Source organism: Arthrobacter sulfonylureivorans (assembly GCF_022637435.1).
GTDB lineage: Bacteria > Actinomycetota > Actinomycetes > Actinomycetales > Micrococcaceae > Crystallibacter > Crystallibacter sulfonylureivorans.
Genome location: NZ_CP093326.1, coordinates 2,544,360 through 2,567,520, shown reverse-complemented (window position 1 = coordinate 2,567,520; position 23,161 = coordinate 2,544,360). Strand labels below are relative to the sequence as shown.

The 23,161-nt window shown below is 66.8% G+C and carries 20 protein-coding genes; 10 read left to right on the top strand and 10 right to left on the bottom strand.

Going from position 1 to position 23,161, the window contains the following annotated elements:
• Positions 1 to 52: 52 nt before the first annotated feature.
• Both ppgK and map read right to left on the bottom strand, forming a co-directional pair.
• A complete protein-coding gene (ppgK, locus tag MNQ99_RS11915) occupies positions 53 to 862 on the bottom strand; it encodes a polyphosphate--glucose phosphotransferase (protein WP_241913088.1) in 810 nt (269 codons plus the stop codon).
• Between the two features lie 79 nt (positions 863 to 941).
• Positions 942 to 1,820 carry a type I methionyl aminopeptidase gene (gene map / locus MNQ99_RS11910; RefSeq protein ID WP_241913087.1) on the bottom strand — a complete coding sequence of 293 codons (879 nt, stop codon included), beginning with the start codon at positions 1,818 to 1,820 and terminating at the stop codon, positions 942 to 944.
• A 62-nt stretch (positions 1,821 to 1,882) separates the two neighbouring features.
• Here map and MNQ99_RS11905 point away from each other — a divergent pair, with 62 nt between their 5' ends.
• Complete coding sequence (locus MNQ99_RS11905) at positions 1,883 to 2,077, top strand: SPOR domain-containing protein (protein ID WP_277883629.1); 195 nt, start codon at positions 1,883 to 1,885, stop codon at positions 2,075 to 2,077.
• Positions 2,078 to 2,148: 71 nt separating this feature from the next.
• Here the strand turns inward: MNQ99_RS11905 and panB are convergent, their stop codons facing one another.
• Positions 2,149 to 3,021, bottom strand: coding sequence for a 3-methyl-2-oxobutanoate hydroxymethyltransferase (gene panB, locus MNQ99_RS11900; protein ID WP_127514408.1), 873 nt, complete (start codon positions 3,019 to 3,021; stop codon positions 2,149 to 2,151).
• Between the two features lie 172 nt (positions 3,022 to 3,193).
• Between panB and MNQ99_RS11895 the strand changes: the two genes are divergently transcribed.
• The 4 genes from MNQ99_RS11895 (at position 3,194) to MNQ99_RS11880 (ending at position 8,356) form a co-directional block, all read left to right on the top strand.
• Positions 3,194 to 4,534, top strand: coding sequence for a glutamine synthetase family protein (locus MNQ99_RS11895; protein ID WP_127514406.1), 1,341 nt, complete (start codon positions 3,194 to 3,196; stop codon positions 4,532 to 4,534).
• An 11-nt stretch (positions 4,535 to 4,545) separates the two neighbouring features.
• On the top strand, positions 4,546 to 7,563 hold the full coding sequence (locus tag MNQ99_RS11890) for a bifunctional [glutamine synthetase] adenylyltransferase/[glutamine synthetase]-adenylyl-L-tyrosine phosphorylase (RefSeq protein WP_241913086.1): 3,018 nt from the start codon (positions 4,546 to 4,548) through the stop codon (positions 7,561 to 7,563).
• A 151-nt stretch (positions 7,564 to 7,714) separates the two neighbouring features.
• Entirely contained in the window at positions 7,715 to 8,041 is a 327-nt protein-coding gene (locus tag MNQ99_RS11885; RefSeq protein WP_241913085.1) for a cupin domain-containing protein, read from the top strand.
• A 117-nt stretch (positions 8,042 to 8,158) separates the two neighbouring features.
• The gene (locus MNQ99_RS11880) at positions 8,159 to 8,356 is read left to right on the top strand and encodes a hypothetical protein (protein WP_127514399.1); all 198 of its coding nucleotides are present in this window, start codon (positions 8,159 to 8,161) and stop codon (positions 8,354 to 8,356) included.
• A gap of 116 nt (positions 8,357 to 8,472) precedes the next feature.
• Here the strand turns inward: MNQ99_RS11880 and glnA are convergent, their stop codons facing one another.
• Positions 8,473 to 9,897: a type I glutamate--ammonia ligase gene (glnA, locus tag MNQ99_RS11875; RefSeq protein WP_241913084.1), complete on the bottom strand. Its 1,425-nt coding sequence runs from the start codon at positions 9,895 to 9,897 to the stop codon at positions 8,473 to 8,475.
• 234 nt (positions 9,898 to 10,131) lie between these two features.
• Here glnA and MNQ99_RS11870 point away from each other — a divergent pair, with 234 nt between their 5' ends.
• Positions 10,132 to 10,569, top strand: a complete 438-nt coding sequence (locus tag MNQ99_RS11870) for an RDD family protein (protein ID WP_127514395.1) — start codon at positions 10,132 to 10,134, stop codon at positions 10,567 to 10,569.
• A gap of 95 nt (positions 10,570 to 10,664) precedes the next feature.
• Here the strand turns inward: MNQ99_RS11870 and MNQ99_RS11865 are convergent, their stop codons facing one another.
• The 3 genes from MNQ99_RS11865 to lipB all read right to left on the bottom strand — a co-directional run bounded on the left by MNQ99_RS11865 (position 10,665) and on the right by lipB (position 13,244).
• On the bottom strand, positions 10,665 to 11,420 hold the full coding sequence (locus MNQ99_RS11865; RefSeq protein ID WP_127514393.1) for a DUF4191 domain-containing protein: 756 nt from the start codon (positions 11,418 to 11,420) through the stop codon (positions 10,665 to 10,667).
• A 106-nt stretch (positions 11,421 to 11,526) separates the two neighbouring features.
• Positions 11,527 to 12,531, bottom strand: coding sequence for a lipoyl synthase (lipA, locus tag MNQ99_RS11860; protein ID WP_127514390.1), 1,005 nt, complete (start codon positions 12,529 to 12,531; stop codon positions 11,527 to 11,529).
• Positions 12,528 to 13,244, bottom strand: coding sequence for a lipoyl(octanoyl) transferase LipB (gene lipB / locus MNQ99_RS11855; protein ID WP_127514388.1), 717 nt, complete (start codon positions 13,242 to 13,244; stop codon positions 12,528 to 12,530). Before lipB ends, lipA begins: the two co-directional genes overlap by 4 nt.
• A gap of 101 nt (positions 13,245 to 13,345) precedes the next feature.
• Between lipB and MNQ99_RS11850 the strand changes: the two genes are divergently transcribed.
• Both MNQ99_RS11850 and MNQ99_RS11845 read left to right on the top strand, forming a co-directional pair.
• Positions 13,346 to 15,151: a serine/threonine-protein kinase gene (locus tag MNQ99_RS11850; RefSeq protein WP_241913083.1), complete on the top strand. Its 1,806-nt coding sequence runs from the start codon at positions 13,346 to 13,348 to the stop codon at positions 15,149 to 15,151.
• 37 nt (positions 15,152 to 15,188) lie between these two features.
• Positions 15,189 to 18,680 carry a S41 family peptidase gene (locus MNQ99_RS11845; RefSeq protein WP_241913082.1) on the top strand — a complete coding sequence of 1,164 codons (3,492 nt, stop codon included), beginning with the start codon at positions 15,189 to 15,191 and terminating at the stop codon, positions 18,678 to 18,680.
• 80 nt (positions 18,681 to 18,760) lie between these two features.
• Here the strand turns inward: MNQ99_RS11845 and MNQ99_RS11840 are convergent, their stop codons facing one another.
• On the bottom strand, positions 18,761 to 19,198 hold the full coding sequence (locus MNQ99_RS11840) for an OsmC family protein (protein WP_127514382.1): 438 nt from the start codon (positions 19,196 to 19,198) through the stop codon (positions 18,761 to 18,763).
• A 361-nt stretch (positions 19,199 to 19,559) separates the two neighbouring features.
• Between MNQ99_RS11840 and MNQ99_RS11835 the strand changes: the two genes are divergently transcribed.
• Both MNQ99_RS11835 and MNQ99_RS11830 read left to right on the top strand, forming a co-directional pair.
• Entirely contained in the window at positions 19,560 to 19,886 is a 327-nt protein-coding gene (locus tag MNQ99_RS11835; protein ID WP_241913081.1) for a helix-turn-helix domain-containing protein, read from the top strand.
• Positions 19,887 to 19,900: 14 nt separating this feature from the next.
• Positions 19,901 to 20,737: an IS3 family transposase gene (locus tag MNQ99_RS11830; RefSeq protein WP_241915350.1), complete on the top strand. Its 837-nt coding sequence runs from the start codon at positions 19,901 to 19,903 to the stop codon at positions 20,735 to 20,737.
• 78 nt (positions 20,738 to 20,815) lie between these two features.
• On the opposite strand, the gene MNQ99_RS11825 is transcribed toward MNQ99_RS11830, so the two are convergent.
• Both MNQ99_RS11825 and sucB read right to left on the bottom strand, forming a co-directional pair.
• Positions 20,816 to 21,166, bottom strand: a complete 351-nt coding sequence (locus tag MNQ99_RS11825) for a hypothetical protein (protein ID WP_127514380.1) — start codon at positions 21,164 to 21,166, stop codon at positions 20,816 to 20,818.
• A 166-nt stretch (positions 21,167 to 21,332) separates the two neighbouring features.
• Positions 21,333 to 23,072: a 2-oxoglutarate dehydrogenase, E2 component, dihydrolipoamide succinyltransferase gene (gene sucB / locus MNQ99_RS11820; RefSeq protein ID WP_127514378.1), complete on the bottom strand. Its 1,740-nt coding sequence runs from the start codon at positions 23,070 to 23,072 to the stop codon at positions 21,333 to 21,335.
• Between the last annotated feature and the right edge of the window lie 89 nt (positions 23,073 to 23,161).

Below are 23,161 nucleotides of genomic sequence, written 5' to 3'. Positions count from 1 at the left end.
TCCGGTGGCGGCTGCGGAGGGGAAGCCGAGGCCGCCACCGGCACCAACTTTTTTACTTGGCGAAACCGAAATGGATGGCCGACTGCAGCGCTGCCCCGACGATGCCGGCGTTGTTGCGCAGCTGGGCCGGGATGATCGGCGTGGCCAGCTGAAGCAGGGGCAGGAAGTCCTCGCTCCGTTTCGAAATGCCGCCGCCGATGATGAACAGCTCCGGCGAGAACAAGAACTCCACGTGCGAAAAGTAGCGCTGCAGGCGTTCCGCATACTCCTCCCAGTCCAGACCTTCGCGTTCGCGGGCCGCGGCGGAGGCCTTTGACTCGGCGTCGTGCCCGTCCAGCTCCAGGTGCCCCAATTCGGCGTTGGGCACCAGCTTGCCGTTGAAGATGAAAGCGGACCCGATCCCGGTGCCCAGGGTGATCACCAGCAGGGTGCCCTTCACGCCGGACCCGGCCCCATAACGGGCCTCGGCCAGCCCGGCCGCGTCCGCGTCGTTGATGACCTGGACGGGACGGGACATCTTGGCGGTGAGCAGCGAGTCGACGTCGGTGCCGATCCAGCTGGGGTCAACGTTGGCCGCCGACCGGGCGACGCCGTGGCGGATGATGGCCGGGAAGGTGACGCCCACCGGGCAGTCCGGGCCCGGGCCTTCCGGCCGGGCGCAGAGTTCGGTGACGATGCGCGCGACGACGTCGGCCACGGCATCCGGCGTGGACGGGCGGGGGGTGTCGTAACGGATGCGGTCGCCGACCAGGTTTCCCTTTTTGAGGTCGACGATGCCGCCCTTGATGCCGGTTCCGCCGATATCGATCCCGATCGCGGAGCGTGCTGCCAGTTTGGCTGCCTTGCCGTCCTTGGTCGCCATGCCACCTCCGTGTGCGCTTGTATCCGGCGTACGGCGCCAGACTATCGGTAGCCTACCCGCTGCACCGGAGGGTATCGGACTACGGCAGGGTCAGGACCTCCGCGCCGGTGTCGGTGACCACGAGGGTGTGCTCGAACTGGGCGGTCCGTTTGCGGTCCTTGGTGACAACCGTCCAGTCGTCGTCCCACATGTCCCATTCGATGGTGCCCAACGTCAGCATCGGCTCGATGGTGAAGACCATGCCCGGCTCGATCACCCGGCTGTAGGCGGGTGCGGCGTCGTAATGCGGGATGATCAGACCGGTGTGGAACGCTTCGCCGACGCCGTGGCCGGTGAAATCGCGGACCACACCGTAGCCGAAACGCTTGGCGTAGGACTCGATGGTCCGGCCGATGACGTTGATTTCGCGGCCCGGCGCAACTGCCTTAATGCCGCGGCGCAGTGACTCCTGCGTGCGCTCGACCAGCAGCCGCGACTCCTCGTCCACGTCGCCGACCAGGAAGGTGTGGTTGGTATCCCCGTGGACGCCGTCCAGGTAGGCGGTGATGTCGATGTTGATGATGTCGCCGTCCTGCACCACGGTGGTATCCGGGATCCCGTGGCAAATCACCTCATTGAGGGAGGAGCAGATCGACTTCGGGAAACCGCGGTAGCCCAGGCAGGACGGATACGCATGGTGGTCCAGCAGGAACTCATGACCGATCCGGTCCAATTGGTCGGTGGTGACACCCGGTTCAATGTGCTTGCCGACCTCCACAATGGCCTGCGCAGCGATCCGTCCGGCGGTGCGGATTTTTTCGATGGTTTCCGGCGTCTTGACCTCGGAACCGGTGAATTTGGCGGGCGCCGGTTGCCACGCGTATTCGGGCCGTTCGATCGAAGCGGGGACCGGCAAAGTGGGGCTGACGGTGCCTTGAACGAGGGTTCCGACGGGTGCTGTTGCTGCGTTGTGGGGCATAGTATCGATCATATAGGTGCTGCAGCGGTGCCCGGGCGATCAGACGCCGGCAGGCGGCTACGCTGCAACGGCGCCGTCAACTTAAGGAGGCCGGCATGGCGGATTTCTGGTACAACGTCGTCACCCACCAGGTGGAAGCGGGCGCCCAGTCCGACTGGACCCAGCTGATCGGCCCGTACGCGACCCGCGAAGAGGCCGAGCACGCGCTGGAAAAGGTGCATCAGCGCAACGAGGAGTGGGAAGCGGAGGACGACTGACGCGGCCGGCGGACCGTCCCGCCCGGGGCTGGCACACCCGCCCGGCTGGCGCGCCCGGCTGGCATACCCCGCTAGAAGGAGTGCTCCGGGCCGGGGAATGCGCCGTCCTGGACGTCCGAGCGGAAGGCGGCAGCGGCGTCGGAAATGATGCTGCGCACGTCCGCATACTGCTTGACGAACTTGGCCATCTTGCCGCCGCGCAGACCCACCATGTCCTGCCAGACGAGCACCTGCCCGGTGGTTGACGGACCGGCTCCGATGCCGACCGTGGGAACGTGCAGGGCCTGGTCAACCTTGGCTGCCGCCTCGGCCGGGACCATTTCCATCAGCACCGCAAACGCCCCGGCCGCTTCCAGCGCCAGTGCATCGTCAATCAGCCGCCCGGCGTCGTCGCCGCGGCCCTGCACCCGGTAGCCGCCCAGCGCATGCTCGCTCTGCGGAGTGAAGCCGATATGGGCCATCACGGGAACGCCGGCCTGCACCAGGGCCCGGACGGTGTCCGCGTAGTACGCGCCGCCCTCCATTTTCACCGCATGCACACCCGTTTCCTTCAGGAAACGCACGCCGGTCTCCACCGCCTGCGCCGGCGAGACCTCATAGCTGCCGAAGGGCAGGTCTGCAACGACGAAAGCACTGCGGGCCGAACGGGCGACCGCGCGGCAGAGCGGCAGCATTTCGTCTACCGTGATCGGCAGTGACGTTTCGTTGCCCAGCACGTTGTTGGACGCCGAGTCGCCGATCAACAGCACCTCGATCCCGGCCGCGTCGAAAATCTCTGCGGTGTACTGGTCATACGCGGTCAGCATCGCGAAGCGGCGGCCCTCGTCCTTGGCCTGTTGCAGGTGGTGGATGCGGGTGCGGCGGGCCGGGCGCGGCGCCGAAGACGCCGCGGGCGTGCCGTAGGGAGCCGGCTGCTCTGCGCCGGAAGGTTGTGAAGTGGGCATGTGATAGAGCCTAATCCTCAGACGTCTGCTTGCTCCACTTGTGCGCGGCCGCGTTACCGGCGGAAACTTCGGCGGTGCTGCCAGTAGGCTAAGGGAAGTACAAGGCAGGCTCTGGCAAGCGGCTTCAGATGCCAATTCAGAAGCCGCTTGCGGACATAGTGAAAGGCAGCCCATGGACCGTCAGCAGGAATTCGTCCTCCGTACCATCGAAGAGCGCGACGTGCGGTTTGTCCGGCTCTGGTTCACGGACATCGTCGGGTCGCTGAAGTCCGTGGCGCTGGCTCCTGCTGAGGTGGAAGGCGCCTTCGAAGAAGGGCTCGGCTTCGACGGTTCCTCGATCGAGGGCCTGGCCCGGGTCTTCGAGTCGGACATGCTGGTCCAGCCGGACCCCACCACGTTCCAGATCCTGCCCTGGCGGGGCGAAGCGGAGCAGACCTCGCGGATGTTCTGCGATGTGCTCACGCCCGACGGCGAGCCCTCCAGCGCCGATCCGCGCAACGTGCTGAAGCGGACGCTGAGCAAGGCGGCGGAGATGGGCTTCACCTGCTATACGCATCCGGAAATCGAGTTCTATCTGCTCAAGTCCGACGAACTGGGTCCGGACGGGATTCCGGTGCCCGTGGACCGGGCGGGCTACTTCGACCATGTGCCCGGCGGCGTGGCACAGGACTTCCGCCGCACCGCCGTGACCATGCTGGAAAACGTGGGCATCTCGGTGGAGTTCAGCCATCATGAGGACGGTCCCGGGCAGAACGAAATCGACCTTCGCTATGCCGACGCCTTGCAGACCGCGGATAACATCATGACCTTCCGCACGGTGGTCAAGGAAGTGGCGTTGATGGAGGGCATCTATGCCACCTTCATGCCCAAGCCTTTCTCCGATCACCCCGGCTCCGGCATGCACACCCACTTCTCCTTGTTCGAGGGCGACTCGAACGCGTTCTTCGAAGCCGGCGCCGAATACCAGCTGTCCAAAACGGCCCGCCAGTTCATGGCCGGGATCCTGCACCACGCCCCGGAGTTCACCGCCGTTACCAACCAGTTCGTCAACTCGTACAAACGGCTGTGGGGCGGGGGAGAGGCCCCCAGCTACATTTCCTGGGGCCACAACAACCGGTCCGCCCTGCTGCGGGTTCCGCTCTACAAGCCGAACAAGGGCCAGTCGGCCCGGGTCGAATACCGCGGCATTGACTCGGCGGCCAACCCGTACCTGTCCTACGCGGTGCTGCTCGGGGCAGGCCTGAAGGGGATCGAGGAAGGCTACGAGCTGCCGCCGGCGGCCGAGGATGACGTCTGGAGCCTGAGCACCGCCGAGCGGCGGGCCATGGGCCTCGATCCGTTGCCGTCCAGCCTGCACGACGCCATCCGGGCGATGGAAGAGTCCGAGCTGGTTGCCGGCATCCTGGGCGAGCAGGTCTACGAAATCTTCCTGCGGAACAAGCGCGCCGAATGGCACGACTACCGGCTGCAGGTGACCCCGCACGAGCTGAAGCGCAACATCGGAATCCTCTAGGACGAAAGACAGTGCTCACCACCCGGCGTTTGATTGCCCGAGGCTTCCACGACCTGGAGCGCAGTACCCGTTTCCTGCAGGCCAAGGAACTGTCCGGCGTCAGTCAGGAGCGGCTGGAGGCAGGCTTCGCCGTCAGCGCGGACCCGGACCAGGCGCTGGTCACCCTGGTCCGGCTGCTGGAGAAGAACCCTTCCCTGGCTGAGGTCATCAATACGGGTGGAGACGGCAGCGAGGCCCTGTTCCGTCTGCTCGGGGCCTCGGAAGCACTGGGCGAATTCCTGCTCCGCCGGCCGGAGCACCTGGACGTCCTGGACACGGATATTGGCCCGGAACCTGGCAGCGTGCCGGCGTCGCGGCTGCGCACTTCGATGCTGCAGGCCGTCCGGGCGGATCCGCTGTCCGACCAACCGGTCGCCTCCCTCTCCGGCAAGGACGCCTACATCGAGCTGCGGGGCACGTATCGCCGGCACCTGGCCGAACTCGCCATCCGCGATCTCTGCGCGGCCTCACCGGTCGACTTCATGCCGACGGTCGGCCGGGAGCTGGCCGACCTTGCCGCGGCTGCACTGGAGGCCGGGCTCGCGGTGGCCCGGGCCGAAGCAGCGGAACGCTACGCCGCCGAGGACGTTGCGGCGGTGAAGCTGGCCATCATCGGCATGGGCAAGTGCGGCGCCGGCGAGCTGAATTATATTTCCGACGTCGATGTGGTGTACGTCGTCGAGGCCGAGGGACTCGACGACGGCGATGCCGCTGCCATTGGCGCGGCCCTGGCCACCGGAACGGCCCGGGCGATCTCGTCCCCCGGGCCGGAGCCCGGGCTCTGGGAAGTGGACGCCAATCTGCGCCCGGAGGGCAAAGACGGGCCGCTGGTGCGGACCCTGGATTCCCATCTGACCTATTACCGGCGCTGGGCCAAGAGCTGGGAGTTCCAGGCGTTGCTGAAGGCCCGGGCGGTGGCCGGAGATGCCGAGTTGGGCCGACGGTATGAGGAAGCGGTCGCACCGCTGGTGTGGTCCTCCTCGGAGCGCGAAGGCTTTGTCGAGTCGGTGCAATCCATGCGCCGCCGGGTCACGGAGAACATCCCGGCCCATGAGCGCGGCCGGCAGATCAAGCTGGGGCGCGGCGGACTCCGGGACGTCGAGTTTACGGTCCAATTGCTCCAGTTGGTCCATGCCCGCGTTGACGAATCCATCCGCCAGCGGGACACCACCTCCGCCATCGGGGCCTTGAGCGTGGCCGGCTACATCTCCCGGGCGGACGCCCGCGAATTCGATGAGGCGTACCGATTCCTGCGTGTCCTGGAGCACCGGATCCAACTGGTGCATCTGCGACGGACGCACCTGATGCCGGAGGCCGAGCAGGCCCAACGCGTGCTGGCCAAGGCCGCACAGGGCGCGCTGCTGGATCGGCGCCCGGCACCGGCAGAGCTGCAGGAGAAGTGGCAGCAGACCAAGCGCCGGGTACGGGCGCTGCACGAGCAAATCTTCTACCGGCCGCTGCTGGCCGCCGCGTCCAACCTGAGCCTGGACGAAGTGCGGCTCAGCCCCGAGGCGGCCCAGGGACGGCTGGCCGCCCTGGGCTACCAGGATCCGCGCGGCGCCATGCGCCACATTGAGGCGCTGACCGCCGGGGTCAGGCGGAAGGCAGCGCTGCAGCGCCAGCTGCTGCCGGTGCTGCTGGAATGGATCGCTTCCGGGGTTGACCCCGATGCCGGGCTGCTGGGCTTCCGGCGGTTGAGCGAACGGCTGGGGGACTCGCACTGGTACCTGGGTATGCTGCGCGACTCCAGCTCCGCCGCCGAACGGCTGTGCCACGTCCTCTCCAGCAGCCGCTTCATCACGGACCTGCTGGAGGTTTCGCCGGAATCGACGGCGTGGCTGGGCACGGACAAAGACCTGGTGCCGCTGAGCTTCGACGCCCAGTGGCAGGAGATCCAGTCCAAGATGTCCCGTCATCCGGTGCCGGAAGAGGCCATCCGGCTGATCCGGCTGATCCGCCGCCGGGAAACGCTGCGCATCGCGCTCGCCGACTCGTCCGGACTGCTGGAGCAGAGCCAGGTCGGCGCGGCCTTGTCCGATGCCGACCGTGCCGCAGTGCTCGGCGGGCTGCACGTGGCGGAAACCTCCGTGCTGGAGTCAGAGGATCGGTTGACGGCGCTGCTTGTGGTCGCCATGGGCCGTCAGGGCGGACGCGAAATCAGCTACGGCTCGGATGCCGACGTGATGTACGTGCACCGGCCGTTGCCGGGCGCGGATCCCGGCCAGGCGCAGCAGCAGGCGGAGCGCATCGTGGCCCGGATTTCTTCGTTGCTGAAGCAGCCGTGTACTCCGCCGGTGCTGGCCGAACGGGTGCTGGAGGTGGATGCGGCCCTGCGGCCCGAAGGCAAGAACGGGCCGATGGTGCGGTCGCTGGATTCGTACCGGGAGTACTACCAGCGCTGGTCGCTGGTGTGGGAGGCGCAGGCCTTGCTGCGCGCCCGCCCGATGGCCGGCGACGACGCACTCGCCGACGACTTCATGGCACTGGTGGATCCGATCCGCTACCCGGCGGATCTGGCCAGCGACCAAGTCCGCGAGATCCGCCGGATCAAGGCGCGGGTGGAGTCCGAGCGGCTGCCGCGCGGCGCCGATCCGGCCCGCCATCTAAAGCTGGGCCGCGGCGGGCTCAGCGACGTGGAATGGCTGGTCCAGCTGCTGCAACTGCAACACGCCCACGAGCGTCCGGAGCTGCGCACCACCAACACCTTGGAGGCGCTCTCTGCCATCGCTGCCGCCGGGCTGCTGCCCGACGACGACGCCGCCACGCTCGGCCGCAGTTGGAGCCTGGCCACCCGGATCCGTTCGGCCAATGTGATCTGGGCCGGCAAGAATTCCGACCTGCTGCCCGCCTCGCGGCGGGACCTGGAAGCGGTGGCGCGCTGGTGCGGATACGAGCCGGGGAATGCGGCGGCAATCGAGGAAGACTATTTGCGCTTGACCCGTCGCGCCCGGGCCATTTTTGAGCGCTACTTCTACGGTTACGGCACCTGAGCTCCCAGTCAGGGGGCGCTCTGAGCGGCTGACGGCGGGGACCGACCCACCTGGGGAGGCACCGCCGTCGGGCCCTCCTGTGTGCTTTGGTGGCTGCCGGCAGGGGACCGGGTTAGGCTGAGGCCGGAAGCCAAGCGAAGGAGACTCCCAGATGACCGACATCGATGTGGTTGGACGCGAGCATCTGGCGGTGGCGGTTGGGTCGCCGCACGGACGCAGCGCCGCTTTGGTGGCGCAGGACGGTCCGCTGCGCCAAACCGTGATCGCGCTGAAGGCCGGCGCCGAGCTGGGGGAGCACAATGCTCCGCTCGCCGGCACCCTGCTGGTCCTCGAAGGGTCGGTGACCGTGGCCTCGGCGTCCGGACGCATGGTGGTCAATCAGAACCAGTTGGCCGTGCTTCCGCAGGAGCGGCACTCGGTGGAAGCCTCCGAGGACTCGCTGTTCCTGCTGACGGCCGTCACCGAAACGCGCCGCTAGGCCCTGCGCACGCGCCGTCCGGCCCGCCCCGGGTCAGCACCGTCCGGCGGAGGCATAACGGCGCCGTAATCCGGCAGGGACAGGACATGGGTGCCCGGCAGTGGCAAAATGTGGCTTATGGGTGGCAACGGAGGATCCACACTCAGCGGCCGGACCCCGCGACCGGTGAAGAACGCGCTCATCGTAGCGCTCGCCCTGTTCCTGGTGCTCCTGGTGATACTGCGCATCGGCGTCGCCTATTCGTTCGTCCTCACGGTCACCGCGCTGCTGTTCGTTGGCGTGGTGGCAATATTCCGTAAGGCCCTGGGACGCTAGCGGGTGTCGACGCACGAAAGCGGCCCACTGGTTGCCGGAGGGCAAGAGTGGGCCGCTTCGAGGCGCTCACGGTCGTGCGGACGCCGGAGCGGGCGCACGATTAGCTCATGTTTGGGCTAGCAGCCGTAGTAGAGCTCGAACTCGTAGGGGTTCGGGCGGGCGGCCAGCGGCGCGATTTCCTCTTCGCGCTTGTAGGCAATCCAGGTGTCGATCAGGTCCTGGGTGAAGACACCGCCGGCCTGCAGGAACTCGTTGTCCGCTTCCAGTGCCTCGAGCGCTTCCTCCAGCGAACCCGGAGCCTTCTGGATGTCCTTGGCTTCCTCGGCGGGCAGCTCGTACAGGTCCTTATCGATCGGGTCGGCCGGCTCGATGCGGTTCTTGATGCCGTCCAGGCCGGCCATCAGCTGGGCGGCGAAGGCCAGGTACGGGTTGGAGCTGGGGTCCGGAGCGCGGAACTCGATGCGCTTGGCCTTGGGGTTGGAGCCGGTGATCGGGATGCGGATGCCGGCCGAGCGGTTGCCCTGCGAATAGACCATGTTCACCGGGGCTTCGAAGCCCTTGACCAGCCGGCGGTAGGAGTTCACGGTGGGGTTGGTGAACGCGAGCACGGCGGAAGCGTGCTTGAGCAGGCCGCCGATGTACCAGCGCGCGGTGTCTGACAGGCCGGCGTAGCCCTTCTCGTCGTAGAACAGGGGCTGTCCGCCGGTCCACAGTGATTGGTGGCAGTGCATGCCCGAGCCGTTGTCGCCGAAGACGGGCTTGGGCATGAAGGTGGCGGACTTGCCCCAGGCATCGGCCACGTTCTTGACGATGTACTTGAACTTCAGCAGATCGTCGGCGGCATGCGTCATGCTGCTGAACTTGTAGTTGATCTCGGCCTGGCCGGCGGAGCCGACTTCGTGGTGGGACCGTTCCACCTCGAGGCCGACGGCGTCCAGTTCCACGCAGATCGCGTCGCGCAGGTCGGCCTGCTTGTCGGTGGGGGCAACCGGGAAGTAGCCGCCCTTGACCGGGGTCTTGTAGCCCTGGTTGCCGCCTTCTTCCTTCTTGCCGGAGTTCCAGTGGGCCTCGACCGAGTCCACCTTGTAGAAGGAGTGCTCCGGGCTGGACTGGTAACGGACGTCGTCGAAAATGAAGAATTCGGCTTCCGGGGCGAAGAACGCGGTGTCGGCGATTCCGGTGGAAGCGAGGTACGCCTCGGCGCGCTCGGACACGCCGCGCGGGTCGCGGTGGTACGGGTCACCGGTTCGCGGGTTCACGATGGAGAAGTTCAGGGCCAGCGTCTTCTCCACCCGGAACGGATCGATGAATGCGGTGGTGACATCCGGGATCAGCTGCATGTCGGATTCGGCGATGCCCTGGAAACCGCGGATCGAGGAGCCGTCGAAGAGCTGCCCGTTCACGAAGAAGTCGGCGTCAACGGTTTTCGCCGGCACGTTGAAGTGCTGCTGGACGCCGGGCAGGTCGGTGAAACGGATATCGATGAACTTGACGTCTTCGTCGGCGATGTATGTGAGGACCTCGTCCGCATTCTTGAACATCGGGTCATGCTCCTTACGCATTCTGGGGGAACCTGCCTCCGCTCTACGGGGCGGCAACAGTTACAACAGTAGAAGCAGGGAATTTCCCGTCAGTGTCGCAATTGTTTCGGGCAGGTTACTTAAATCGATGTGCACTGCAAGTTTAGCGGCAGCGGGCTGACGGCTTTGCCAGCAGCGGCGCCGGGCCCGTCGGCCCCGGGAACCTGCGTCGTCGGCGACCGGTAAACTTGAGGGGTGGTAAGCAGACGTGATCTTGGTTCCTGGCTTGAAGGCCCCCCGCAGTCCAACATGCAGCAATGGCCCGGCCAGCGGCTTGGGCTACCCCAATCCGGCAGCGGCTCGATAGCCCGGCCGGGCCGCCGGATCGTGGCGCTGCTGATCGACTGGCTGCTCTGTTACGCGATCGCCAATGCGTTCCTGGGCGGCGGCCAGCTGGCCATCCTCGGCGTGTTCGCGGTCGAGCAGTTGCTGCTGGTGGGAACACTGGGCTACAGCATCGGCCACCGGCTGCTCGGCATCCAGGTGCGCAAACTCGATGGGTCCGCTCCGGGTTTGCTGCCCGCGGTGGTCCGGACCGTCCTGTTGTGCCTGGTGATTCCGGCGGCCATTTTCGACGCCGACCAGCGCGGCCTGCACGACCGCGCCATGGGCACCATCCTGGTCCGCCGCTGACGCGGGTAGGGACGCACGCAACTTCAGACAGAAGACATACGCGAGGGGCTGCCGGTTCAAACCGGCAGCCCCTCACGTATGTCTTTGGGGAAGGATCAGCGTCCGCGCATGGCCTTGCGGTCCGGGCGGGCCTTGAACGGGTCCACGCCCTTCGGGATCGGCAGCTTGCTGCTGCCCAGGGCCTGCAGCCGCTTGTCCACGGCGCTGACCTCCTGCTTGGTCAGTTCCTTCTTGAGCTTCTGCACGGTCTTGGCCACCTTGCTCAGCTCCACCTGGCCCTCGCCGCGGCCGGTCTCGATCACATGGATCTTGACGTTGGGCAGGATGCGGCGCAGCCTGCGCCGCTCCGACTCAACCAACTGGCGCACGCGGTGCGAGGGGCCCTCGGTGACCAGCACAATGCCGGGTCGGCCCACGGCGCGGAACACCGCGTCCTGGGTCCGCGGATTCACGGCAACCGGCTGGTCCTGCAAGATCCAGCCGCGGCGCAGCACGCTCAGCGCCGCTCCGGAAGCCCCCGGCTGGCCTTCAATCTGCGAGAACGCCGCACGTTCGGCGCGGCGCGACAGGATGAAGGTGGCAGCCAGCACGCCCAGCGGGATGGAGATGATCAGCAGCGTGATCCAGTTGTTGATCAGCAGGCCGACGGCCAGGCCCACGGCAACGATGCCGAGGAACGCCAGCAGCATGAACCAGACAACGTTCGGGTCATTGCGCCGGGTCATCTGGAAGACCTGGCCGATCTGCTTCAGCCGGCCGGGCTGCTTGTTGGCTTTGGACGGCTTCTCAGCCTTGGGTTTGCGTGAGAAGAGACCCCGTTTCGGGGCATCGGAATCGGTGCGATTGGCCATAATGTTCAATTCTATCGTGACGGACGGGTCGCTCGCGCGCGGCCCCAGGACACGGCAACGGTCCGGCAGCCTGGCGGCCCCCGGACCGTGGTTCCGGCCGGTTCAGTTAGCGGGAGGCAACCAGCGTGGCAGCTTCCTGACGGGTGCTGCCGGATTCGCCGATATGCGCCAGCTCGGGCGGAAGCTCCAAGCCCTTCTTACGCATGGCGGTGGCCCACAGGCGGCTGGCCCGGTAGGACGAGCGCACCAGCGGCCCGCTCATCACACCCAGGAAGCCGATCTCCTCGGCCTCCTGGCTCAGTTCGACGAATTCCTCGGGCTTGACCCAACGCTCCACCGGGTGGTGGCGCTCGGTCGGGCGCAGGTACTGGTTGATGGTGATCAGGTCGCAGCCGGCGGCGTGCAGGTCGCGCAGCGCTGCGGAGATCTCTTCGCGTGTTTCGCCCATCCCCAGCATCAGGTTGGACTTGGTCACCATGCCCTGGTCACGGCCCTGGGTGAGGACGTCCAGCGAGCGGTCGTAGCGGAACGCCGGGCGGATGCGCTTGAAGATCCGCGGCACGGTCTCCAGATTGTGCGCGAACACCTCCGGTTTGGCCTCGCAGATCGCGGTGATGTGCTCGGGCTTGCCGGAGAAGTCCGGGATCAGGATTTCGACGCCGGTGCCCGGGTTGAGTTCGTGGATCTTCCGAATGGTTTCGGCGTAGAGCCACACACCCTCGTCGGCCAGGTCATCGCGGGCCACGCCGGTGACGGTGGCGTAGCGCAGGTTCATCTGCTGGACCGACTGGGCCACCTTGGTGGGCTCCAGGACATCGAGCGGCGAGGGCTTGCCGGTGTCGATCTGGCAGAAATCGCAACGCCGGGTGCACTCGGAGCCGCCGATCAGGAACGTCGCCTCGCGGTCTTCCCAGCACTCGAAGATGTTGGGGCAGCCTGCCTCTTCGCAGACCGTATGCAGGCCTTCCTTTTTGACCAGGTTCTTCATGCCCACGTACTCGGGGCCCATGCTGACCTTGGCCTTGATCCAGTCCGGTTTGCGCTCCACGGGGGTTGCGGCATTGCGGGCCTCGACGCGCAGCAAGCGGCGTCCTTCGGGGGCGAGCGTCACAGCAGGGCTCCTTCGGTCTGGCGGTGGCCAGGGTCGGTGTCGGTGGCGGCGGGGCCGGGGGTAGCGGCCTTGACCAGGGAGGTTTCGAACAAGCTCAGTTCCGCCTCCACCCGGTCGGCGATGTCGGCCGGAGCAACGTCCAACCCGGTTTCGGCCTGGATGGTGGTGGTGCCGGCATCGGTGATGCCGCAGGCAATGATCTGGCTGTAGGGCGCCAGATCATTTCGGCAGTTAAGGGCGAAGCCGTGCATGGTCACCCGGTGGTTGACCCGGATGCCGATGGCGGCGATCTTGCGGGCAGGGCCGCGTTCGTCGGCATCGACCCACACACCGGACCGGCCTTCGATCCGGGTGCCCGTTACGCCGTAATCGGCGAGCACGTTGATCAGGACTTGCTCCAGGATGTCGACGTAGTCGGCCACCTTGGTGGGATCGGGAAGGGCCACGATCGGATAACCCACCAGCTGGCCGGGGCCATGCCAGGTCAGTTTGCCGCCGCGGTCCACGCTGACCACGGGGGTGCCGTCCAGCGGCCGTTCGTGTTCTTCGGTCCGCTTTCCGGCGGTGTACACCGGGCTGTGTTCGAGCAACAGCACCGTGCTGGGGGCGGAACCCGCCACCACTTCAGCGTGCAGCCGGCGTTGCAGCGCCCAGCCTTCTTCATAGTCGACGTAGTCAGGGGCAAATCCCACCCGCGAAAACTCAAGTGCCATTCCGCAAGCCTACGCTCCGGCGTCCGGCAGTTCTATTTGTGTACCGGAGCGGGCTGTGGATAACGCCAGCGCACGGTTGCCGAACGGAGTAGAAGTAATGCATGGACGACGACGAGCGGACAGGCTGCACCATGCAACCCGGTGCCGCCGGGCATGAGCCGCAGCGTCCGGCGGCACCGGGGTTCATCGTGCAGCGGTGGCTCGGCAGCGGCGCATCGGCATCGGTGTGGCTGGTCCGGGAAGCGGCGACAGGTACCGAGTATGCCTTGAAGGTGCTATCGGACCCGCGCGGCTCTGCTGCCAACCGCGACGACGCCGGTGCACCGCCTATGACGCGGCGCGCGGCACTGCATGGGCCAGCTGCCGAAGCCGGCAGGCCTGCGCCCTGGGCGGTGGTCAGCAACATGCCACTCCGGGAGACAGCGGTTGCGGCGGCGGACCGGGAATCGGCCTTGTTGACGGGTGGGCGGCATGAGCATCTGCTGCAAACGAATGGTCAGGTAGCAACGGACCGGGGGCCGGGGCTGCTGCTGGAGTATGCCGCCGGTGGTTCGCTGGCGGCGCTCGTCGCTGCCCGGGGACCCTTGGCGGTGGGCGAAGCGGTGACCATCCTGACTCCGGTGGCCAGTGCCCTCGACTACCTGCACGGGATCGGAGTTGTCCACGGCGATGTGTCGCCCGGCAACGTGCTGTTCACTGCCGTCGGCAAGCCGCTGCTGGCCGATCTGGGGGTTGCACGTGCGCTGGGCAGCGCACGGCCGCCGGCTGCAGGCACGCCCGGGTTCAGGGCGCCACACCGGGTGACGGACGAGGGCGGGCTGGACCCCGAAGCGGACGTTTACGCACTGGCAGCCATCGGATGGTTTGCCCTCACCGGACGGGTGCCCGGTGCCACTGCACACCGCCCACCGATGGGCGCGTTGGTGCCTGACGTGCCGGACGAACTGGTTGCCCTCTTGGAAGAAGGACTTGCGGAGCGCGCGGACGAGCGCCCGTCGGCGGCAGAGTTCGCCCGGCGCGTGATCAGGACCGCACGCCCCGAGTCGCTGGACCTGACGGCGTCGGCACATCCCTCGGTGGCCAGTCAGCTGCTGACCCGGCGCGAGAGGGAGCGAAGGCGGGCAGGCCTGCTGGACAAAAAGCGGCCGGCGCCGTGGCCCGGGTTACGGTCCCGGCCCCGGATCTGCACGCGGTTGCTGCTGCCGCTGCGGCTGCCGGAGCGTGGCACGGGCGCCCGTGAACGGCGTCCGCCCGCCGGGGTCGCCGCCCGGCCCGCAGCGGGCCGGTGGGGCAGGGCAGCGCTCGCGCTGACGGCCGTGGCCGCGGCAGCGGGAATGACCCTGGTAGCAGCGAGCATCTCTGCTCCGCCGAGTGCCCGGGAGGCGGGGCAGGTAACCGGCCGCGGGCAGTCCGTGCAGCAGGTCGCCGCGGCGCCGCGTGAAGGACGGACTCCGGTACCGCCGCAAGCACGGGCCATGCCAGCGGACCTTGAGCAAGCACTGCATGGCGAGCACCCGGCCGCGTCCGTGCCCGCCCTGGCCTGGTTGCGCGCCGAAGCCTTGCGTACCCGGAGCGCCACACTGCTTAAGCGGGTCAATATTCCCGGAACCGCCGTCATGGACACAGACCGGGACATTATCGCGGCGCTGACCGACGCCGGCGATTGGCTGCAGGACTTCGAGACCACAGTGGAGGATCTCGCGATCGACCCGGCAGCGAAAACGTCGGGCCAACCGGTCATGGTGGCTGCGACGGTCATCACCTCGCCGTTCCGCCAGGCGAGGGCCGATGGCAGCGTGGTGCAGGACCATACCGAACCCAGCGTGCAGCGGATTCAGCTGGAACTGGTACGGCAGGACGCCGGATGGCTCATCCACGCGGTCCATGAAACGCCGCCGCCCCGATGACCCGAGGGCTGCTGCTGGCCGTGACTAAGATCGAGGCATGACTTTATCCAGCTACTTCCGCTACCCGCACGTGCACGCCGATCTCGTCACGTTCGTCGCCGAGGACGATGTGTGGGTGGGCCCGCTTGCCGGGGGCAGGGCGTGGCGGGTTTCGTCACTTCAATTGCCGGCCAGGAACCCCAGGTTTTCGCCCGACGGTCAGGATCTGGTCTGGGGCGTGGTGCAGGCCAGCGCGCCGGAGGTGGTGACTGCCTCGGTCGACGGCGGCGGCTTCCGCCAGCTGACCTACTGGGGGCATGCATCGACAAAGGTCAAAGGATTCACGCCCACAGGGGAAGCCTTGGTGACCAGTTCGTTCCAGCGTGAAGAATCGCGCCACACCTGGGCCTACGCCGTGCCGCTGGACGGCTCCGGCGCCCGCCTGTTGCCCTTTGGCCCGGTCGAGTCCGTTGCGTTTGGGCCGGAGCTTGGCGACGAGCGCCCCGTGGTGGTCGGCAGCGTGCTCTCGCGCGAACCGGCCTGGTGGAAGCGCTACCGCGGCGGCACGGCCGGAAAGCTGTGGATTGACCGCGATGGAGGCGGCGAATTCGGGCGCCTCGCTGCAGAACTGGACGGGAACCTGGCCGATCCGATGTGGGTCGGAGACCGGATAGCGTTTCTCAGCGACCATGAAGGCCACGGCAACCTGTATTCGGTGCGGCCGGACGGGGCGGACCTGCGCCGGCACACCGACCATGACGGGTTTTATGTCCGCCACGCCTCAACCGACGGCACCCGGGTGGTCTTCGAGTCCGCCGGAGAGCTGTGGCTGCTCGATTCCCTCGAGGCGGAGCCGCGCCGGATTGATGTCACGTTGGGGTCGGCCTCGACCGGCCGCCGCAGCCGCCCTCTTAACGTGGCCCAGCACTTGGCGTCGGCCATGCCGAATCCGAAGGGCACGGCGTCCGTCATCGAGGCGCACGGAACAGTGCATTGGCTGACCCATCGGGACGGTCCTTCCCGCGTCGTGGAGTCCACGCCGGGCGTCCGGGCCCGGCTGGCGCGGCCGCTGGGTGACTCGCGGGTGGTCTACGTTGCCGACCACGGGGGCGAAGAAGCCCTCTACATCCGCCAGGTTTTCGAACAGCTTCCCCAGCCGGACGCGCCGGCGCCTGCCGAAATCAGTGCGGCATCTGCTGAACCGGAACCGGTCGGCTTGCCGCGCCCGGTCTCGGCCTCCGCCGTCGTCAATCCGACCCAATCCCAACCCATTGTGGAAGTGCGCTCCGGCGGAAAGCAGGGCGGCAGCGGAGCGGACGTCCGGGAAGCCGAGGCACGTTCGGCCGCGGCGCTGGCTCCACAGCAGTTGCGCCGGGTGGAACTGCCCGGACCGGACCGGGTGAGCGCGCTCGCCGCCAGCCCGGACGGCACCTTGGCGGCGGTGGCCACCGAGTACGGTCAACTGCTGGTCCTGGACGCCGAAAGCGGGGAGCTGCACCGGCTCGCGGGCACCGACCACGGGGCCGTCAACGAACTGGCCTTCTCACCCGATTCGCGCTGGATCCTGTGGGCCGAGCCGGTGACGACCGAGGGCACGCGCACCCGCCTCCGGCTGGTCCGGGCAGACGGCACGGGCAGCATCATTGACGTCACCGACGGACGCTTCCGGGACCACGGGCCGGCCTTCACCCCTGATGGCAAGTTCGCCGCCTTCCTCTCCGAGCGGAGCTTCGACCCGGTCTATTCCACCCACAGCTTCGATTTGGGTTTCCCGGCATCCACCAAGCCGTTCCTGGTGGCCCTGGCCGCCGCCACCCCCTCGCCGTTCGGCCCCTCGGTGCACGGCACGTTGCCGGACGCGCCGCCGGCAGGGGAGAAGGACCACGACGACTCGCCGGACGGGGACAAGACCAAGCCTGCCGCCGCGGAGATCGCCGTGGATGCCGAACGGCTGGCCGAGCGGATCATCCCTGTCCCGGTCCAGCAGGGCCGCTATACACGCCTCACCGCGGTGGACGGCGCGTTGCTGTGGCTGGCCAATGATCCCGCCGGTGTCACCGGAGAAGGACGCGCCTCGGCCGAGGATGCGGAGCAGTCCCAGCGGCTGGAGCGGTTCGACCTCTCCCGCCGGGAGGTTTCCGTGCTGGTGCCGGCCCTGGATGCTTACGAAATGTCGCAGGACCGCAAACGCCTGGTGTACGTGCACAAGTCGCAGATCAGGGCCGTGCCCGCCGCCGGCAAAGTCGACGACGATTCCCCGGAGAGCGTGCTGGTGGACCTGAGCCGGATCCGGCTCACGCTGGAGCCGCTCAAAGTCTGGGGCCAGGCCTTCGAAGAGGCCTGGCGGCTGCAGCGCGACTTCTACTGGGCCGAGGACATGGCGGGCCTGGACTGGCAGGGCGTCTACGACCGCTACCGGCCGCTGGTGGATCGCCTCGGTTCCCACGACGACCTGGTCGACCTGCTCTGGGAACTGCACGGCGAGCTTGGCACCTCGCACGCCTACGTCATGCCCGCACCGGTCACCGAGCCCGGCGCCGGCAAGCAGGGACTGCTGGGCGCCGACCTGGTCCGGACCGACGCCGGTTGGACCGTGCACAAGATCCTGGCCGGGGAATCGTCGGATCCGCTGGCGCTGTCTCCGCTGACCGCGCCGGGCGCCGCCGTCCAGCCGGGCGACGTGATCGCGGCGGTGGACGGAATCCCGGTGGATCCGCTCGCCGGGCCGGCGCCGCTGCTGGTGGGTGCCGCCGGCAAGACGGTTGAACTGACCATCGTCAAAGGCACCGGCAGCCCGGAAGCCGGTCTGCAGCGGCGGATTGCGGTGATCCCAATCCGCGACGAGGAGCGGCTCCGGTACCAGAACTGGGTCGCCGGCAACCGCCGCACTGTCCGCGACGCATCGAACGGGCGCTTCGGCTACCTCCACATTCCGGACATGGTGGCCCGCGGCTGGGCGCAACTGCACCGTGATCTGGACGTGGAGACGGCCAAGGACGCCCTCGTCATCGATGTCCGGCGCAACCGGGGCGGACATACCTCGCAGCTGGTGGCCGAACTGATCGGCCGCAAAGTCAACGCCTGGAACCTCGCGCGCGGCGAGCAGCCGGGCACGTATCCCGCGCATGCTCCGCGGGGCCCGGTCGTCGTCCTCACGGATGAATATGCCGGTTCCGACGGCGACATCATCACGCAGGTCAGCAAGCTGCGCGGCATCGGCCCCGTGATCGGGACACGGACATGGGGTGGCGTGGTCGGCATCGACGCGAAGTTTGCGCTGGCCGACGGCACCGGGGTGACGCAGCCGCGGTACGCCTTCTGGTTCACGCAGGGCGTGGGCTGGGGTGTGGAGAACTACGGCGTGGAGCCGGACATCGAGGTGCCGTTCCCGCCGCACGCGTACGGTGCGGGGGAGGACCCGCAGCTGGAGCACGGTGTGGGGATTCTCAAAGAGATGCTGGGCGAACTACCGACCGACCAGCCGCCCTCCCGCGCCGGCTACCCCGTGCTGCGCCCCGGACCGCTGCCGCCGCGGCCGCAGGACAGCTAACCGAAGCAGGGAACACAGAACCCCGCAGCCGGCGGCTGCGGGGTTCTGCTGTGGTCCGTCAGGCCCGAGCGGGCGCGGGCTCAGGAATTGAGCGCCGCATCCAGGGTGATGCTGGGCACCGAGGCCAGCGCCTTGGACACCGGACAGCCTTCCTTGGCAGCCTGCGCACTGGACTGGAAGTCGTCCTCGCTGATGCCCGGCACCGTGGCACGGACGGTCAGGCGGATTTCGCTGATCTGCGCACCGTCAGAGGTATCGAAATCCACCTCGGCAGTCGTCTTGATGCTTTCGGCCGTGTGGCCGGCTTGCTTGAGAATGTTGCTGAACGCCATCGAGTAGCAGGAGGCGTGCGCCGCCGCAATCAGTTCCTCGGGGCTGGTCTTGCCTTCCGACTGTTCAGTGCGAGCCTTCCACGTGACGTCGTAGGTGCCGATTCCGGACGATTCGAACGTCGTCTGGCCGCTGCCGCTGGCGAGATCGCCCTTCCAATTGGTGCTCGCAGAACGTGTTGTAGCCATGTGTCCTCCTTGGTCGATGTACTCGGATGCGTTCCGGCCGTTCCGGCCGGGTGCGGCCGATGCCGTCATCCTCATCCTAGGGGAGTTGCCGCGGACTGTCCGGTGGCACCGGGTTAAGCAACTGCGGCCGGCCCCCGTAGTGAACTGCTCCCCGAAAGTTGGACTGAGAAATTAGTTCTGACTCTCGGGGAGCAGTTTTATGCAAGACAGCAGTTCGTTATCTGAGGAACAGCGCGAAGCCGCGGTAGCGTTGTTCGAGACCGGTTGGGGTGCTAAGTCCGTGGCAACAAAGCTAGGGGTCCGTTCAAAAGCTGTCAGCCGGCTGCATCAGCGGTGGAGAGTGCGCGGAGGTTCGACACTAGTGACCAAGTCAACCAAGCGGCGGTTTTCGTTTGAGTTCAAGCTCGCCGTTGTGCAGCGGTATCTGGCGGGAGAGGGCAAGGTTGCTCTCGCAAAGGAGTTTGAGCTGTCCTCTCCGGATCTGATCAAAAAGTGGGCGCGATACTACCGAAATGACGGTGAAGACGGCCTGCGCCCGAAACCAAAGGGACGACCTAAGTCACCTCCGGAGACAGGGGCGCAGCCAGAGTCCGAGTTGCAGCGGTTGCGCCGTGAGAACGAGCGCCTACGGGCAGAAGTCGCTTTCTTGGGAAAAGTGCAGGCCTTGAGGGACGAGGAACGGCGCTAAAGGTCCGCGCCGTCATCGACCTCAAGGCCGAACACCGCCTCAACGTGCTCTTGGACGTGGCCGGGCTGGCCCGCGCAACTTTCTTCTATCACCAGGCCCGCCTGCAGACTCCCGATCCGCAAGCCTCCCTCAAAACTGCTATCACCAAGGTCTTCAAGGACAACCACCGCAGGTACGGGCACCGCCGCATCCATACAGAATTACTCAAACAAGGGTGGACGATCGCGAAGAAGACGGTGCTGAAGCTGATGCGTGTCCTCGGGCTGGTCTGCAAAGTCCGGCGCAAGAAGCGCTACAACTCCTATCAAGGCGAGCAGGGCATTGCTGCCCCGAACCTGCTGAACCGGGAGTTCGACTCCGAAACCCCGAACGAGAAGTGGGTTACTGACGTGACCGAGTTCAGCGTCGGCGACCGGAAGCTTTACCTCTCACCGGTCATGGATCTCTTCGACCGCCAGATCATCTCCTACACCGTCGGCATGTCGCCGAACCTTGCCCTCACTAACGGCTCGCTGCGAATGGCGTTGATGACGCTCGAGGGCGGGCAGAAACCGCTGGTGCATTCAGACCAGGGTTTTCAGTACCAGCATGTCTCGTGGCGCGATCTCCTGAAGGGCGCCGGCGCGATTCAATCAATGTCCCGCAAAGGCAACTGCTACGACAACGCCGTGATGGAGAACTTCTTCGGCCACCTCAAGGAAGAACTCTTCAATCACGTCCGATTCCTCAACACCAACGCGCTGGAACAAGCACTGCACGACTACATCCGCTGGTACAACACCGAAAGGATCTCAACAAAGCTCAAGGGCCTGAGCCCGGTGCAATACCGTGCTCAGGCCCTTGCGGCTTAGGCTCTTAATTAGTTGGTCCAACTTTTGGGGACCGGTTCATAGTCCGGGGCCGGCCGCAGCGTCAGGAGCTTCAGAAGGTCAGTTCCACAAGGTCGCGATGGCAACGTTCAGCAGCGCCAGGCCGCCGACGGAGTGGGCCAGGCCGGCGGAAATCGGCTCGCCCGCCTTGTACTTGCGGCGGCCGATGAACGCGAGGACGGCCACAACGAGCGCGATGACAAGCTTGATGGTCAGCTTCACGTAGTTCGCGTCCAGGTCCATCGCCGGGATCAGGCCCATCATGATGACGCCGGTGATGACCTGCAGGGCGGCGCCGTCGAACTGGCGCGGGTGGACGGTGGGCTTCTTCATGTTGCCGATCCAGATGCCGACGATCATGGCTGCACCGACGATGTGCAGGAAGACGAGGATGTTGTAAAGGATGTCCATGGGCCCAGCTTAGCGGCCGGTAGCGGGCGTCAATCCGCGGCATGCCGCGGCAAACCGAATATTTCTACCTGGTGTAGTAGCAGGAGTGGTGACGAAACGGCGGCGGGCAGCGTCCATGAGTGAACGCAGCCCGCCGCCGTTTCGTGCGTCGTGCCGACCGGCTGGGTTAGAGGCCCAGGTCCGCCTCGAACTGCCCGGCTTCCAAGCGTGCCCGCAGGGTCTGCAGGAAACGGCCGGCATCCGCGCCGTCGACCAAACGGTGGTCGTAGGTCAGCGAGAGGTACATCATCGACCGGATCGCGATCGAATCGTCGCCGTTCTCATCCTGGACCACCACGGCGCGCTTGACGATGCTGCCGGTCCCGAGGATGCCCACCTGCGGCTGGTTGATGATCGGGGTGTCGAACAGGGCCCCGACGCTGCCGATGTTGGTGATGGAGAACGTGCCGCCGGAGAGCTCGTCCGGACCGATCTTGTTGCTCCGGGTGCGGGCCGCGACGTCGGCAATCTTGCCCGCCAGGCCGGCAAGGTTGAGGTTGCCTGCGTCGTTGATGACCGGAACCAGCAGGCCCTTGTCGGTATCCACCGCAATCGCCAGATGCTCGGCGTTGTGGTAGGTGATCTCCTGCTTTTCCTCGTCGTACTCTGCGTTCAGCTTCGGGTGCTGCTTGAGCGCCTCCGCAACGGCCTTGGCGATGAAGGGCAGGTAGGTCAGCTTGACGCCGTTCTGATCCTGGAAGGACTTCTTGGCGCGTTCGCGGAGCTTGACCACCTTGGTCATGTCGATCTCGTGGACCTGGGTGAGCTGCGTGGAGGCGTCCAGCGATTCGCGCATCCGGCGGGCAATGACCTGGCGGATCCGCGGAGCCTTCTCCACGGTGCCGCGCTTGGCCGAGGCTGCTGCCTGGGCCGGAGCGCCTGCAGCGGCTGCTGCGGGAGCCGCCGGCTTCGCGGCGGATTCGGCTGCTTCCAGCACGTCCTGCTTGCGGATGCGTCCGCCCACGCCGGTGCCCTTGACGGTGGAAAGGTCCACCTTGTGCTGGTTGGCCAGTTTGCGGACCAGCGGGGTGACGTAGCCGGCGTCGGAGGCTGCAGCAGCCGGTGCCGGTGCTTCCTTCGGGGCTGCGGCGGCAGGCGCCTCTGCCTTGGGCGCTTCTGCCTTCGGAGCTTCGGCGGCCGGCTGTTCGGCCTGGGCGGGCTCCTCTACCGGGGCCTCGCGTTCCTGAGCCGGCGCGGCGGCAACCGGTTCGGCTTCCTTCGGCTCCGCCTTGGCGGGACCGGCACCGGTGCCGATGATGGCCAGCACGGAACCGACCTCGGCGGTCTCGTCCTCGGCGACCTTGATCTCCTGGACCGTGCCGGCCACGGGAGACGGGATTTCGGTGTCGACCTTGTCCGTGGAGACCTCGAGCAGCGGCTCGTCGACCTCGACCGTGTCGCCTACCTGCTTCAGCCAGCGGGTGACCGTACCTTCGGTCACGCTCTCGCCCAGGGCCGGGAGAGTGACTTCGGTGCCTTCGCCGGAACCGGCGGCCGGAGCTTCCTCAGCGGGGGCTTCCTGCTGGGGCTCCTCCTGCTTCGGTGCTTCCTGAGCGGGCGCCTCCTGCTGCGGCTCTTCTGCCGGGGCTTCCTCGGCGGGAGCCTCTCCAGCAGCCTGGCCGGAACCGGAACCGTCGCCGATGCGCACCAGCGGGGCTCCGACGTCGGCGGTCTCGTCCTCGGCCACCAAGATCTCTTCAATCACACCGGCTACGGGAGAGGGGATTTCGGTGTCGACCTTGTCGGTGGAAACCTCGAGCAGCGGTTCGTCGACTTCGACGCGGTCGCCGACTTGCTTCAGCCAGCGGGTCACAGTGCCTTCGGTGACGCTTTCACCGAGGGCGGGCAAGTTCACGGTTTCAGACATGTCGTCCCCGTTCTCCTTTGAGTCTATTTTCCGGCCTGGCCGGTACATCGAGTCTTATTCTTGAGCCTAGTGCACCCGTCCGGTGAGGA